The organism is Candidatus Hydrogenedentota bacterium (assembly GCA_016791475.1).
GTDB lineage: Bacteria > Hydrogenedentota > Hydrogenedentia > Hydrogenedentales > JAEUWI01 > JAEUWI01.
Genome location: JAEUWI010000012.1, coordinates 1 through 13638 on the forward strand (window position 1 = coordinate 1; position 13638 = coordinate 13638).

General features: G+C 60.2%; 12 protein-coding genes. 11 read left to right on the forward strand and 1 reads right to left on the reverse strand.

Annotation, left to right across the window (positions count from 1 at the left end; translation table 11 throughout):
* From JNK74_08265 to JNK74_08280, 4 genes are all read left to right on the forward strand, one after another.
* Positions 1-126: hypothetical protein (locus tag JNK74_08265; GenBank protein ID MBL7646167.1), on the forward strand; the 126-nt coding region annotated here is incomplete at its 5' end.
* A gap of 81 nt (positions 127-207) precedes the next feature.
* Positions 208-579, forward strand: a complete 372-nt coding sequence (locus JNK74_08270; GenBank protein ID MBL7646168.1) for a PadR family transcriptional regulator — start codon at positions 208-210, stop codon at positions 577-579.
* Positions 576-3305 (forward strand): PEP-CTERM sorting domain-containing protein, encoded by a 2730-nt coding sequence (locus JNK74_08275; GenBank protein ID MBL7646169.1) that lies wholly within the window; start codon positions 576-578, stop codon positions 3303-3305. The genes JNK74_08270 and JNK74_08275 overlap by 4 nt, the downstream gene beginning before the upstream one ends.
* Positions 3306-3308: 3 nt before the next feature.
* Positions 3309-4775: an exosortase/archaeosortase family protein gene (locus JNK74_08280; protein ID MBL7646170.1), complete on the forward strand. Its 1467-nt coding sequence runs from the start codon at positions 3309-3311 to the stop codon at positions 4773-4775.
* 278 nt (positions 4776-5053) lie between these two features.
* Here the strand turns inward: JNK74_08280 and JNK74_08285 are convergent, their stop codons facing one another.
* Positions 5054-5704 carry an OmpA family protein gene (locus JNK74_08285; protein ID MBL7646171.1) on the reverse strand — a complete coding sequence of 217 codons (651 nt, stop codon included), beginning with the start codon at positions 5702-5704 and terminating at the stop codon, positions 5054-5056.
* A 590-nt stretch (positions 5705-6294) separates the two neighbouring features.
* On the opposite strand from JNK74_08285, the gene JNK74_08290 reads away from it, so the two are divergent.
* From JNK74_08290 to JNK74_08320, 7 genes are all read left to right on the forward strand, one after another.
* Positions 6295-7281, forward strand: coding sequence for a DUF1559 domain-containing protein (locus JNK74_08290; GenBank protein MBL7646172.1), 987 nt, complete (start codon positions 6295-6297; stop codon positions 7279-7281).
* 30 nt (positions 7282-7311) lie between these two features.
* The gene (locus tag JNK74_08295) at positions 7312-7776 is read left to right on the forward strand and encodes a GNAT family N-acetyltransferase (protein ID MBL7646173.1); all 465 of its coding nucleotides are present in this window, start codon (positions 7312-7314) and stop codon (positions 7774-7776) included.
* Between the two features lie 190 nt (positions 7777-7966).
* Positions 7967-8605, forward strand: a complete 639-nt coding sequence (locus tag JNK74_08300; protein ID MBL7646174.1) for a hypothetical protein — start codon at positions 7967-7969, stop codon at positions 8603-8605.
* Positions 8602-9522 carry a 4Fe-4S dicluster domain-containing protein gene (locus JNK74_08305; GenBank protein MBL7646175.1) on the forward strand — a complete coding sequence of 307 codons (921 nt, stop codon included), beginning with the start codon at positions 8602-8604 and terminating at the stop codon, positions 9520-9522. Before JNK74_08300 ends, JNK74_08305 begins: the two co-directional genes overlap by 4 nt.
* A gap of 12 nt (positions 9523-9534) precedes the next feature.
* Complete coding sequence (gene nrfD / locus JNK74_08310; GenBank protein MBL7646176.1) at positions 9535-10803, forward strand: polysulfide reductase NrfD; 1269 nt, start codon at positions 9535-9537, stop codon at positions 10801-10803.
* A gap of 80 nt (positions 10804-10883) precedes the next feature.
* On the forward strand, positions 10884-12248 hold the full coding sequence (locus JNK74_08315) for a hydroxylamine oxidoreductase (protein ID MBL7646177.1): 1365 nt from the start codon (positions 10884-10886) through the stop codon (positions 12246-12248).
* A 945-nt stretch (positions 12249-13193) separates the two neighbouring features.
* The gene (locus JNK74_08320) at positions 13194-13637 is read left to right on the forward strand and encodes a hypothetical protein (GenBank protein MBL7646178.1); all 444 of its coding nucleotides are present in this window, start codon (positions 13194-13196) and stop codon (positions 13635-13637) included.
* Position 13638 lies beyond the last annotated feature (1 nt).

Consider the following 13638-nt stretch of genomic DNA (forward strand, 5'->3'; position numbering starts at 1 on the left):
GGGTCTTATGGGTCTTATGGGTCTTATGGGTCTTATGGGTCTTATGGGGCGTATGGGGCGTATGGGGCGTATGGGGCGTATGGGGCGTATGGGGCGTATGGGGCGGAGGGGGCGGAGGGCTACTGAAAACTTTGTTGACAAAACCTTGGCTTTGCTATAGTGTAATGCAAGGTACCTTGTTAAGCACTTATCCGGAGCCTTTGTGGCATGGCGCGTGTGGAAATCGATAGTGGCGAGATGGACCTGGGCAACTGGACGACCCAGTTGCGGAAGGGGCTGCTGGAGCTTTGCATCGTGAATCTGCTGGCGCAGGGGGAGCTGTATGGTTATGACCTGGTCAAGCGGGTAACGGCGATCCGGGGTGTGGTGGTGACGGAGGGGACGATTTATCCGCTGTTGTCGCGCCTGCGCAAGGCGGGGCTGCTGGAGACCCGGAGCGAGGAGTCGCCGAATGGCCCGGCGCGGAAGTATTATCGTTTGACCCCCGCTGGCGAGCAGACGCGGCAGTTGATGAATGCCTGCTGGCGGGATATTGAGATTGGCGTGGACGGTTTGATCAATGAGGGGAATGGACGATGAAGCGCTGGACGCCCGAAGCGGAACAACGGCTGGATGATTATCTGGAAGAAATCGTCGACCTGACCCAGAGAAGCGGCGAGGTCGATGACGACTTTGTGGAGGAACTCCGTCAGCACATCCGCAGCGATGCGGAGGAGAGCGCGGGCGGGGTGGTGACGCCACAGCATCTGGAGCGGGCGCTGGCGGCGGCGGGCAAGCCCCGGGATGTGCTGGGGTTGGAGTCGAGCGAGCCGGCGAATGGACACGGACACGGCGCGGCGCGCGAACAAGGTCTGGCTGAGTCCGAAACAGCCGCGCCCACCGTCGCAGTGCGCGGGAAGCCCTTGCTGAAGGTACGTCTGATCTTCGGTGGAATCATCCTGCCCACGCTGGCGCTGTGCATGGAGCTATTTTTACTTTCCGAGAGTGGCGGCGGCGGTGTGGGGGTGATGCCGACGCTGATGCATGTTTTCATGATCGCGCTGGTGCCGATGTTGGTCTGGTACTTGATTGTGCGCCGTGATCCCGCGGGTGACATGGCGACGGCGGGGATGAGAAACCGGATCGCGATGATGCTGGGTTATCTCAGCGCGATCTCGTTGATCTACACCATTTTCCTGCTGCCTATTACGCCCTTTGCGCTGATTGGTATTCTATATCTGGGCCTTGGTTTGATTGCGCTCGCCCCTGCGAGTGCGTTTCTGTGCAGTCTTCATCTGCTTGTCAAGTTCGGGCAGTACGGACTCTTTGACAAGAACGGTGGACGCCGTGCCCGGCTATGGTATTCGACGGGTATTGCGGTGGCGGTTGCACCGCTCGCCGGTCACTGGGGTCTTCAGTCTGCCCGCCATCACCACGCGATGCAGGTGGTGCATGGCGACGCCGAGGCGCAGTCGCAGTCCTTATGGACCCTGCGCTTGATCGGCACGCCTGATCCTTCGACGGCCTGGGGGCGGGACCAGAATCTCTCCTGGATGTGGCGAGGTCTACTCTCGGACAGAAATCGCTGGGATGGTGATTGGCTGAGCGTTGAGGACCTGGAGCGGGTGCACTTCCGGGCTACCGGCGAGATCGCCGATCCGCAGGCTGCGGGTTCGCGCTGGTACACCACCAATGCCTTATCTCAGCGCTGGCGCTTGCTTCGCGAGCAGGGCGGTGACAAGGTCGGCGCGATGATACCTGGTTTGTCGCTGGCGAGCAGCAATCTGGATGTGGACATGGTCCGGGACGGTCTGGCGGAGTCGGGGTTGTCCTACACCGAGTGGGTGCTTGAGTTTTCAAATGACAACCCGGAGGCGAATGAGGCCCGTTGTGTTATTGCGATGCCGCCGGGGAGCGTGGCGAGCCGTCTGACCCTCTGGATCAATGGTGTGGAGTGCGAGGCGGCCTTCGGCGGCACGAATCAGGTAAAGGCGGCGTACCGGGACGTGGCGGTTGTGCGGCGTCAGGACCCGGCGCTCCTGAGCAACCCGGCGAAGGGCGAGGTGTTCCTGCAATGCTTCCCCGTGCCGGCCTTCGGGAAGATGAAGGTGAAGATTGGCGTGACTGCGCCGCTCCAGTCCCTAGGCGGGAAAGCCTACCTGATGCTTCCGCGTATAGTGGATGAGAATTTTACTGTGGCTCCGCGATTTGCACACCAGATAAGCGCGGAAGGTTTCAAGGGCCTGTCGTCGCCGATTTCCGGCTTGACCGCGATTCCGGGAAACGGCGGCACATCCAGCATCGCCGGACGGGCGCCGCACAAGGCCCTTTCGGGCGAGGTCGCCACACCCTGGCTACTGGTCGAGGGCGCTGTTACCACGGGACTTTTCGAAGGCCAGTTGGGATCTTATAGTGCGACGATGGAAATCGCGCCGGCCGCGTCCACCGAATCTCGAAATGTTTGGCTTGTGGTGGATGGGTCGGCGGGCGTGGGTCGGGCGAAGATTGATTGGGCGGCGTTGGTGCGAGCTTTCCCGGAGGGTGCCGCGCTGCACGCGACCTTTGCCGGATTCAATTCGGAGCACTGGGACGAGTCCGGTGGGCGCGAGGGTCTGATTGCGTGGCTGTCGGCGCGGGATTTCGCGTACGGGCAGCGGGTGGTTCCGGCGATGGTAGAAGCGAGCCAGCGGGCCCTGGCCACGGCCAATGGGGAGTTGCTGGTGATCCATGGGCCCCAGCCGTACGAAGATGAAGAGGACGATGCGCTGGCGTCCGCCATCAAGCGGGGGCGGCGCAATGGCGGGGCCTTGCCGGTGCGGATGGTCGGTGTTGCGTCGGGTCCGAATGCCGTGGCGCGGTCGCTGGTGAACTTTTCGGAGGTTGAGACCATCGCAACCTTCGATTCTCCGCAGAAGACCTTGGAGCAGTTGGCGCGGGCGGGCGTGGCTACCGATCTTGTTCGCAAGTACACGCTGCGCGGCGATGGAGCGAGCGCGGTAGACGGCGCGCCGCACGGTACGGCGTCGCATGTGGTTCGAATGGCCGCGTTGGACCGAATCATGGGGCTGTTGCGATCGGAGTCGCCGCTGGAGACCGAGGAGGCCGTGTCGATTGCCAAGCGTTGTCGTCTGGTCACGCCGGTGAGCGGTGCGGTGGTGCTGGAGAATCAGGCCCAGTACGCCCGCCACGGTCTGGACGACAAGGAGGCCCTCGATGCCGTGCCGGCCGTGCCCGAACCGGAGGAGTGGCTGCTGCTTGGTGTGGCGGCGTTGGCGCTGGGGGTAGCGCTGCTTCGCCGGAAGAAGACCTTTGTTGTGGTGCCCTGAGTCATGTCGGGCACGCTGAGCGAGACGATGGGAGTCGACGGCGCAACCCGCGCCGAGGGGAGGGACGTGTTCAGCTCGAACATGCTGGTTGTCGGGGTTGCTGTGCTTGGGTGTTGGGGCGCGTGGTGGCGTATGGGCGGGCAATGGTTCGAGCCGGGCTTCAATGCCAGCGGGCTGGCGACGATGGGGGTGGCGATTGGGTTTGCGTGCTATCGCGCCTGGGCGACACGGCGGGAGGCCGTTCCGATTGCCTGGCCCTGGCTCTTTGCGTGCGCGGGGCTGCTCACCGCGTATGGGCTGCTCTACGGCGGCACGCCGAAGCTGGTAACGTCGCTGATCGCGGTGATGCTCGTGTCGGCGATACTCCTTGGCGCTTTGCCCCGCGAAGAGCGGCAGCGCGCCTGGGGGCTGGCGCCGTGGATGCTGGCTTCGCTTCCGCTGGGCGTTGCGGTGAACCTTTACTTCGGCTATCCCCTGCGTGTCGCGGTCGGATGGATAGCGTCGGCAGTGATGATGGGGCAGGTGACGCCTCTGGGCACGGGCTTGAGCGACGGGACGCATACGGTCTTTGTCGACGCCCCCTGCAGCGGCATCCAGATGCTCCGGGTGGCGGTATTGCTGGCGGGGATATTGGCCGTGTTATTTAGGCTGCGTCTTGCGGGTACCGTGATCCTGTGCTTAAACGCGGTGCTGCTGGCGCTGGTGGGGAACACGCTCCGGGTTTGTGTGCTCTTTCTGCTAACGCGACGAGGCGACGTTAGCGATGCGCTTCATACGTGGTCGGGCCTGGTCATTTTTGCCGGCTGTGCGTTGGCGCTGGTTGGCGCGGGGGTGGCCATCGCGCGATGGCAGATTCCGGAGGTGCGGTCGAAGGGGAGTATCCGCGCGCAGTATCGACCGGTGGCTACCGTGAGCGGGGCCGCGTTTTACCTGGCCGCCTTGCTGGCCTTCGCCGTGCCTTTTGCCGTCGCCGAGCGTCCGCACGAAGGCGGGAATTCCGTGCCCTGGCCGACGATGTTAATGGGAGAGCGATTTGTAGCCTCCCCGCCGGATCCGGCGCTGGCTAAGTATCGGGATATCTTTCTTGGGACGATGGTCCAGGGTGTTCTGGAGGCGAGTGGGCGATTGGTGCTGCTTCGTCAGTGTGTAGAGCCGACTTTGAGTCTGCACACTTCAGAGAATTGCTATGTCGTCGCGGGTTTCCAATGCGCGGCGCTACCCGCCGAGCGCGACGCGCAGGGCCATTTGTGGAGCCGCTTCAGCGCGGTTCATCCGGACGGGCGGTCGTATGTGGTGAGGCAGTGCTTTTTCAGTGTGGACTCGGGTTCAGTGAAGGCGTCGAATCGATTGGAAGACTGGACAACGGGGCGTCCGTCGTGGCCGGACTCTTCAAGCTGGTACTGGGCTGCGGCGCGTCCGGGGTCGGAGGTTGGGCATACTCTGGCGGTGACGATTGCGGAGGACAGTTGACAGTTGACAGTTGACAGTTGACAGTTGACAGTTGACAGTTGACAGTTGACAGTTGACAATTGACAATTGACAATTGACAATTGACAATTGACAATTGACAGTTGAGAGTTGAGAGTTGAGAGTTGAGAGTTGAGAGTTGAGAGTTGAGAGTTGAGAGTTGAGAGTTGAGAGTTGAGAGTTGACAATTGGCAATTGACAATTGACAACGGGGTGAGGGGACGAGGGGCATCGCGCTGACTTATAGGACGGATAGGATGCTTAGGGGATCAGCTTGGCTTTCAGTTTCCCATTTTGTACTGGAAGGCTACGCGGCGGTTCAGGGCGCGGTTGGCGGGGGTGTTGTTGGGCACGGCGGGTTCGGTTTCGCCTTTGCTCTCGGCTTTCACGCGTTCGGGGGCGATTCCGCTGGCTTTCATGTAGTCCACGACGGCCTGGGCCCTGCGGAGACCGAGTTGGAGGTTATAGGCTTCCGAGCCGGTGTCGTCGGTGTGGCCAACGCAGGTTACGGTGTCGCCGGGGAATTTATGCATTTCGGCAATCACCTTCTGGGTTTCGGCAATGCCTTCCGGCCGCAGTTCCACGCTGTCGGGGTGGAAGAGGAGGTTGTTGAGTATAACGTGTCCACAGACGATTGGGGGCTGCGGTTCGACCGCAGGGGGCGGCACGGGTGTTTCAGCGGCGGTGGGCGCAGGGGCGGGCGCCTGCCTGCTGTAGATCTTCCCCTTGTTTCCTCCCCCGTCGGATTTTTCCGGCCACCACCAGTGCCCGGCGCGTCCTTTGGAGTCGGGTTGGGGGCTTCGGGCTCCGGTGGCGTTGCCCCAGCCTTCGGGTTGGCCATCTACGGCGAGGGCCGAAGTGACGCTTGCGAGGACGGTGGCGGACAGCGTCGCCGCGACGCAAATCATATGGTTAAGCTTGTAAGTTTCCATGGCGTGCTCCCTCTGGTGTGTAGTGTCATTTTAGCCTTCTGAAGTGATTTCAGCGTTGCAACGCGATCCTGACCCTGCAACGTGATCGTACACGACTGGGAGCGTCGAAGATGCGCCGTGGCGGACAGGCGTCTCTCCTGCATCATGCACCGCAGGTGCATGGATGTCTCCAAAGACGCATTACTTCACGGTGATCGCGATTAATGCAGATAAGCACACTATGCTTTGGACGCACCTTCGGCGCGTGGTGCCGGCAGGGATGCCTGTCCGCCACGGCGCATCTTCGACGCTCCCAGGCTTGGGCACATTTTTGCAGAATCAGTCGGTGGCGGGAAGTCGGCGACTCGACGCCGTTCCGCTGAAGTGTGACTGCCCCTTTTATACCGGAATGACGTCAGGAGTTCCATTCCTCCGGGCGTGAAGAGGTAATCCCGGCGGCAGCGGGGGGTTGAATGATCGTCAACCATATGCTACTTTGCAGTGAGGATACTGCAGGTGCGCCAGGGCCGAAGTCCGAGAGGAGCGCACCGGTGAACGCGCAGACATGAGCTGCCCGGCATCGCGGCCTGGGGCAACGAGGGAGATTATACATGCAGTGGAATCCGGATGCGTCGCAACTGGCGAACCAATATATGGACGATGTGCGTCGGGCCTGCGAGGCGCGGGGAATGGACCCGGAGCCGGTGGCGAAGCAGGTGTACAACCGAATACTTGCCCAGGTGATGGCGAGCGGGGTGGAGATTGTCAGCGTGGATCTGGTGCGGGGACTTCTGGCGGCGGCGGGCCCGGCGGAGTCGCAGGTGCCGGGAAGTGTGCCACCGCCACTGCCGCCTCAGGGGAGTTTTGGGCAACCTTTGGGCCAGTCGCCTGTATACTCCGGCGCCGCCCCCGAAAAATGGAAGGGTTCTTCCAGCGCGTTATCCGGTTGTTTTCTTGCCCTGGCGGTGGGTGTCGGTCTTTTTGTCTTCGTCGGAATTCTCGCTGCTATCTTGTTGCCGGCGCTGGCCCGGGCGCGGGAGGCGGCGCGCCGCGCGAGTTGCCAGAATAATCTGAAGCAAGTGGGCCTTCAATTGATGATTTATGCGAACGAGCACAACGGCAAGTTTCCGGCGCTGGTGGATGAGCCGAACTACCTGATTTTCGGTCAGGATGTGTTGAAGTCCATGGATCTCACGCTGCTCCAGTGCCCCGCGGAAGATACGAACTACTCCGAAACGATGGAGGACGGTACGATCTTTGCGGATTCGGACTATCTCTATCTTGGATTTGCCCTGCGCGATCAGGCGGACGTGGACGCGGTGGTGGAGGCTTTTGAGGAGGGTGGGTCGGATTTCGAAGCCTTGGCCGCCCGCGAGTCGATTCCGGGGCCCCGAGGGGATATTGTGCCGCTGCGCGACGATCTGCCCGACCCCGCCAGTATTCCGGTCATGGTGGAATGGTCAAATGTGCATGTGCCCGGTGGCGCCAACGTGCTGTATCTGGACGGGCATGTGGAGTATGTGAAGCACGGGACCAAGTTCCCCATGACGGATGAATTTTTTGCCGCCATTCAGGGGATCATTGAGGAAGGTGAGTAAGCCTCCGGGTTGCCCGGTCGGAGTCACGCCATGCCGCGGATCGAACGCATATCCGCTACAAGCCCCAACTTCGAGGCGATCCGTGAGATCCGTCGGAGGGTTTTCGTGCAAGAGCAGGGGGTATCCCCGGCCAACGAGTTTGACGATATTGATCGGGATGCGGTTCATTTCCTGGCGTGTCTCGATGGTGCGGCGGTCGGGACGGCGCGGCTCTATGCCGAGGGCGGTGTGGCGCGCATTGGGCGGGTCGCGGTGCTGGCTTCGGCACGGGGTCGGGGTGTTGGAAGCGCCATCATGGAGCAGGCCCTGCTGGAGGCGCGCCGGCTCGGCTACGATGAAGTGGTGCTTCATGCGCAAACGCGGGTACGGTCCTTTTATGAGCGCCTGGGCTTTCGGTCGGAAGGTGACGTCTACGAAGAAGAGGGGATTCCCCACCTATCGATGCGATTGATCGGTCTGTCGCGTTTGGAGCCGATGAAATTGGGAAAAGATTGATTTGTAATGTAGCTTACATACACGCTGGGCAAATTGGTGTACATTAAATACATGTTTGGGCCGTGTCCAGTGCGGATAGCGGTGAGAGCGTGAGGTGTGAGCGGTTGTGTCTATACTGCACAAGGCTCCCCCATGGCCTGATCGGGACGTCAGCGAGACAGGGTACGCGGGAATGTTCGGGAACGGAGCATTGGGCAGACGGAAGGCATTGGACCTGCGGGTTCTATTGGGGGTCCTATGCCTGGCGGGCTGCGCCCCGTCGGTGATTCCCCCGCCGGAATCGCTTTATGCGCGGGAGGTTCAGGGGGAGGTGTTTGATATCACGCCGGTGCGGGGCGAAGTGAGGCCGCTACTGCATCGCCGGGGATCCTTCGAGTACAAGTGCACGGAGTGTCACAACGACTTTACGAGCGCGCAGCGGCAGAATGCCGAGATTCCCGAGCATGCGGAAATCAACGCCCGCTTCAATCACGGTCTGAACACCTTTTGCGTGAACTGCCACCATCCTTCCGATCGCAATTCCTATGTGGCCCACGACGGCAGTCCGATCCCTTCGACGGAGCCCGCGCTTCTCTGCTCCAAGTGTCATGGCCCGACCTATCGGGAGTGGCAGGTGGGTATTCATGGCCGCCAGAACGGCGGATGGGAGCGGGACAATCCCGAGCGCAAGAAGCTGCTGTGTATTCAATGTCACGATCCGCACTTGCCCGCTTTTGCGCCGATGGTTCCGGATCCTCCGACGATTCGAAGCCGCTTTGAAGGGAAGCACAAGGACGAGGGCGGCCCGGCGTCGCCTGGGTTGACGCAGCCCGAGGGAGGTCATTCATGAGCATGGAGCAGGGCGATGGGGGAATCAAGCGACGCAACTTTCTTCGAATCGGTGCGGGCGCGGCGATTGCGACGGCCGCGGCGGCCACGGTTGCGCCCTTGCGCAATCTGGCGGCGGGATCGCTGGATGGATTCTTTCAGCAGCATTACAAGCGCTTGTCGGAGGCGGATCTGGCGGCGATCATGGCGCGTCTGGAGGGCGAGATCGGTCGCGACTATGGCGCGAAGGTGACCATTCGGGATCCGAAACCGAAGCCGGGCGTGCGCTTTGCGTACGCGCTGAATTTAAGCCGCTGCAATGGTTCGCGGCGCTGTGTGACGGCGTGCGTGCAGGAGAACAACCAGTCCCGGGACCCGGAAATCCAATATATCAAGGTGCTTGAGATGCCGGGCGGGACCTTTGATGTGGAGAAGTCCGATCACCACTACGATACGGACCAGGTGCCGCAGAAGGAGAAGTATTACCTTCCGGTGCAGTGCCAGCAATGCGAGAACCCGCCGTGTACCAAGGTGTGCCCGGTGGAGGCGACGTGGAAAGAGCCGGACGGCATCACGGTGATTGACTACAACTGGTGTATCGGCTGTCGCTATTGCATGGCGGCGTGTCCCTACGAGGCGCGTCGCTTCAATTTCAGCAAGCCGGAGATAGGGAAGGAAGAGATCAATCCGAACATGGGCTATCTGAGCAATCGGATTCGTCCGGCGGGCGTGGTGGAGAAGTGTCATTTCTGCCTGCATCGCACGCGTGAGGGCAAGAACCCGGCCTGCATGGAAGTGTGCCCCACGGGTGCGCGCGTATTCGGGAATCTGAACGATCCGGACAGTGAGATCCGGTACATCGTATCCAACAAGCGGACGTATATTCTCAAGGAAGAAGCGGGCACGATTCCGGCCTTCTTCTATTACTTCGATGCGTGAGGGGAGCGGGAAATGCTGAAAGATTATCCGGTATTCCTCTGGCGCGCGGTTAAGCTTGGATTTGCGGGCGGAAGCGCCTTTTATGCGTGGATGATATTGCTGACGCTCCTTTCGGGGCTTGGCGGCTGGGCGTACACGACCCAGTTTGTGGAGGGGTTGCAGACGACGGGCATGACGGATCAGGTGAGCTGGGGCGCTTATATCGCGAACTTCACCTTCCTGGTGGGGGTGGCGGCGGCCTCGGTGATGCTGGTGATACCCGCGTACATCTATCGCAATAAGGACATGCACGATATCGTGCTCTATGGCGAGCTCCTGGCGGTGGCGGCGATCATCATGAGCCTGCTTTTCGTGGTGGTGGATCTGGGTCGCCCGGACCGGTTCTGGCATTTGATTCCGTGGGTGGGCGTGTTCAATTTTCCCGGATCGCTGCTTTCCTGGGACGTCATCGTGCTGAACGGCTATCTGCTTTTGAACCTTCACATTTGCGGTTATCTTCTATATGTGAAGTATCTCGGTCGCAAACCGACGGCAACGTTCTACATTCCCTTTGTCTTCCTTTCGATCGCGTGGGCGGTGAGTATTCACACGGTAACGGCGTTTCTTTACGTCGGTCTTGTGGGCCGTCCCTTCTGGAATGCGGCAATAGTGGCGCCGCGCTTTCTGGGGTCGGCCTTTACAGCGGGGCCGGGCATTCTGATTATTGCCTTCCAGATCATGGAGCGCCTCAGCGGGCTTCAGGTGAACGAGCGAGCCTATACGCTGTTGCGGCAGATTATCACGGCCTCCCTGCTGATCAATCTTTTCATGCTGTTCTGCGAGGCCTTTAAGGAGTTCTATTCGGCGGCCCTGCACAACGCCTCGGCCAAGTACCTCTTTTTCGGTCTGGAGCATCACGGCCACACCTACAACCTGCTCGTACCCTGGATCTGGACCGCCATCGTGATGGAAGTTATCGCGGCGGTGATTCTGGTGGTTCCACCGGTTGCGCGCCGCCGTGCCTTCTTCAACGTCGCGTGCTTGCTTGCTTGCACCGGGATCTGGATCGAGAAGGGTATGGGCCTGATCATTCCGGGCTTCATTCCCACGCCGCTGGGCAACATCGTCGAGTATCTTCCCAGCTTCAATGAAGTGCTTGTGTGCGTGGGGATCTGGGCATTTGGTTTTCTCCTGTTCTCCTGGATGGTCCATCTGGCCGTCCCGATCATGAACGGAACATTTTCGAAGGAATCGGGAGAGCACGCAACTCCCGCCGCAGCCATAAAAGGAGAGGTGTCATGAAGATAATGCAACGTAGCGCAGGAGCGGTTGTCATTGGGCTGGCCGTCCTCGGCGGGCTCCCCGCGATGGCGGCCGGTTATATGCTGCCGGAGCTGTCCGTTGAATCGAAGGAGTGCATCGAGTGCCACAAGATGCAGAGCAAGGTGATTTACGAGCAGTGGGGGGACAGCAAGCACTTTCGCGGTAATATTGGCTGCTTTGAGTGCCACAAGGCGGAGCGGGAGGACAAGGATGCCTATGACCACTACGGCAAAGTGATCTCCACCATCGTCAGCCCCAAAGACTGCGCCCGGTGCCATGAGAAGGAAGTGGAACAGTTTGTCTCATCTCACCATGCGAAGGCGGCGCGTATCCTGGGTTCGCTGGACAACGTGCTGGCCGAAGTGGTGGAAGGCAACAACGACTTTATCACGCCCATGTTCCCCATGGGTATCTCGGCGGCGGCGGTGAACGGCTGCTGGCAGTGTCACGGCTCCGAGGTGAAGGTGATGCCGGACGGCAAGCTGGATCCGGCGACCTGGCCGAACTCGGGTATTGGCCGAATCAACCCCGACGGGTCCGAGGGGTCCTGCTCGGCGTGCCACTCGCGCCATGCGTTCTCGGTGGAGCAGGTGCGCAATCCTGAGAACTGCGGCAAGTGCCACATGGGCCCGGACCATCCCCAGATCGAGATATACAACGAGTCCAAGCATGGCGTGGCGTTCCGCGCCAATATCGATAAGATGAACATGGACAGTCCGAAGTGGATTGTGGGTGAAGATTACAGCGCCGCACCGACCTGCGCTACCTGCCACATGAGCGCCACGAAGGATCAGCCGGTGACGCACGATGTGGGCATGCGCATCAGTTGGAACAACCGCCCGGCGGTATCCGTTCGCCCGGAATTGGCGGATGCGAAGATGGGCCTTCCCGGTAAGGACGTTCCGTGGGAACAGCGTCGGAAGAACATGGAGAATGTGTGTCTCAATTGCCACAACCAGAACTATGTGGACGCCTTTTACAAGCAGTACGATGGCCTGCTGGATCTGTATCATGAGAAGTTCGCCAATCCCGGTCTGGAGCTGATGGCCCTGGCGAAGCCCCTGCTGAAGCCGGTGGAATTCGGGAACAAGATCGACTGGACGTGGTATGAGATCTGGCACCATGAGGGGCGGCGCGCGCGCCACGGCGTCTCCATGATGGGTCCTGATATTACGCACTGGCACGGCACCTATGAAGTGGCCAAGCACTTTTACACGAAGTTTGTGCCCGAGTTGGAAGAACTGATCGAGGACGGCAAGGCATCTGGAGACGCGACGAAGGAAGCGGCGGCGGTGGCGCTGGAGGCGAAGCTGGAGGAGGTGATGAAGAGCAACAATCACCGCTGGTTTAACGGCGAGATGGACGAGAAGGAGAAGGCGGAGCGCAAGAAGCGCATGGAAGAGTTCCAGGAACGCTACAAGTAAGCGGAGTCAGCAAAGTAATCGGGCTGGTTGCGGTACGAGGCAGCCAGCCCGTTTTCTATTCTCCTGGGGAGTGAAGGGTTGCCGTTTGTGGTTGGCAGAGGAGGAGCGACTGCGGAGGAGCTTGTGGCGGTATCCGGCTGTAACCCAATGTTTCACCACAAAGCCCCTGGAGAGGCCTTTGGCCGCAACCAAAAGAACTGAACCGCAAATTTACGCAGATTCTCGCAAATAGTGGGATGAGAGATTTGAACCGCGAATGAACGCGAGTATATCCAGGTACCCGTGACGTTTACGAGTGGGCCTTTCAGCAGCGCGTTGAGCCTGTTCGTTTCCGTGCCCTTCCGTGTTCAACAGAAGCGGATCGCCCGCGGAACTGCACGGAAGTCAACGGAGAATTCTCCTTGGAAACATGTCATCGTAGGTTGCCACTCAGACTATGGTTATGGACTCATTGAATCAATTAACTTGCTGAAAAGGCAAAATAATGCCTGATAGTAGTACGAAGAGCACGAAGAAGAAAGAGGGAAGGAAGCGTTCTGCTACGATGGTTCCTCCCCTGCGACCCCGGCAAGACCTGATTGAACTCGCACCGAAAATAACTTTGCGCCTTCGCGACTTTGCGTGCGATACATCAGGAAGAATGCTTGTCGAGGGCGACTGAACGACCGCCGAAGCCCCCTGCGACGCGACAGACTCCTGTCTCTTCGTGTTCTTATTGTCTTCGTGGTGAATGTATTTGTGTTTCCATCGAAGCCAGGCGGGTCTCGTGTCACGCTCCAGCATATACGCACGGAGAAATCAGGTCCCGGTGGCAGTTCCGCCAGATGGTACGTATTGACAGGCGGGGGGCTTCCGTGTTAGACAAAGTATAGAGAGACCTTCACGGAGAAGGCCCCGCGGTTCAGATTCAAACGAGCCCGATGGCTGTTCGGGCAGGGCAGAGCGATGAGCCACGAGAGAGACGAAACACCTCCGCCCCACGAGGTGACCAAATTGTTGTGGGCCCATGCGGATGCGACGGCGGAACGCGTCATTGACCGGCTGGGGGGGCCACTCCGGCTGACCAATCTGGAACAGTTCCTTCGAGACAAGCAGTGCCTGCGCTATGTGACCTCGATTCACTTTGACGGGGATGAACTGGAGCCGCACCAGTTTGCGGAGCCGGTGCTCCACGGGGAGGGTGCGGAGCGCCATTGCTGCCTCTATATTCATCCGCGTTATCAGGGGTATCCCGAGGCGGTTCCCTATCTGGTTGCGTACATGGCGGCCGCGATCACCTATGGCGACGCCGCCGATCCGGACTTGTGCGAGCATCTGGGATCGATGCTGGTGAAGGAGCCGAAAGATGCGTTTTACGCGCGCATCTGCCGACTTGCGGATCTGCCCTGAC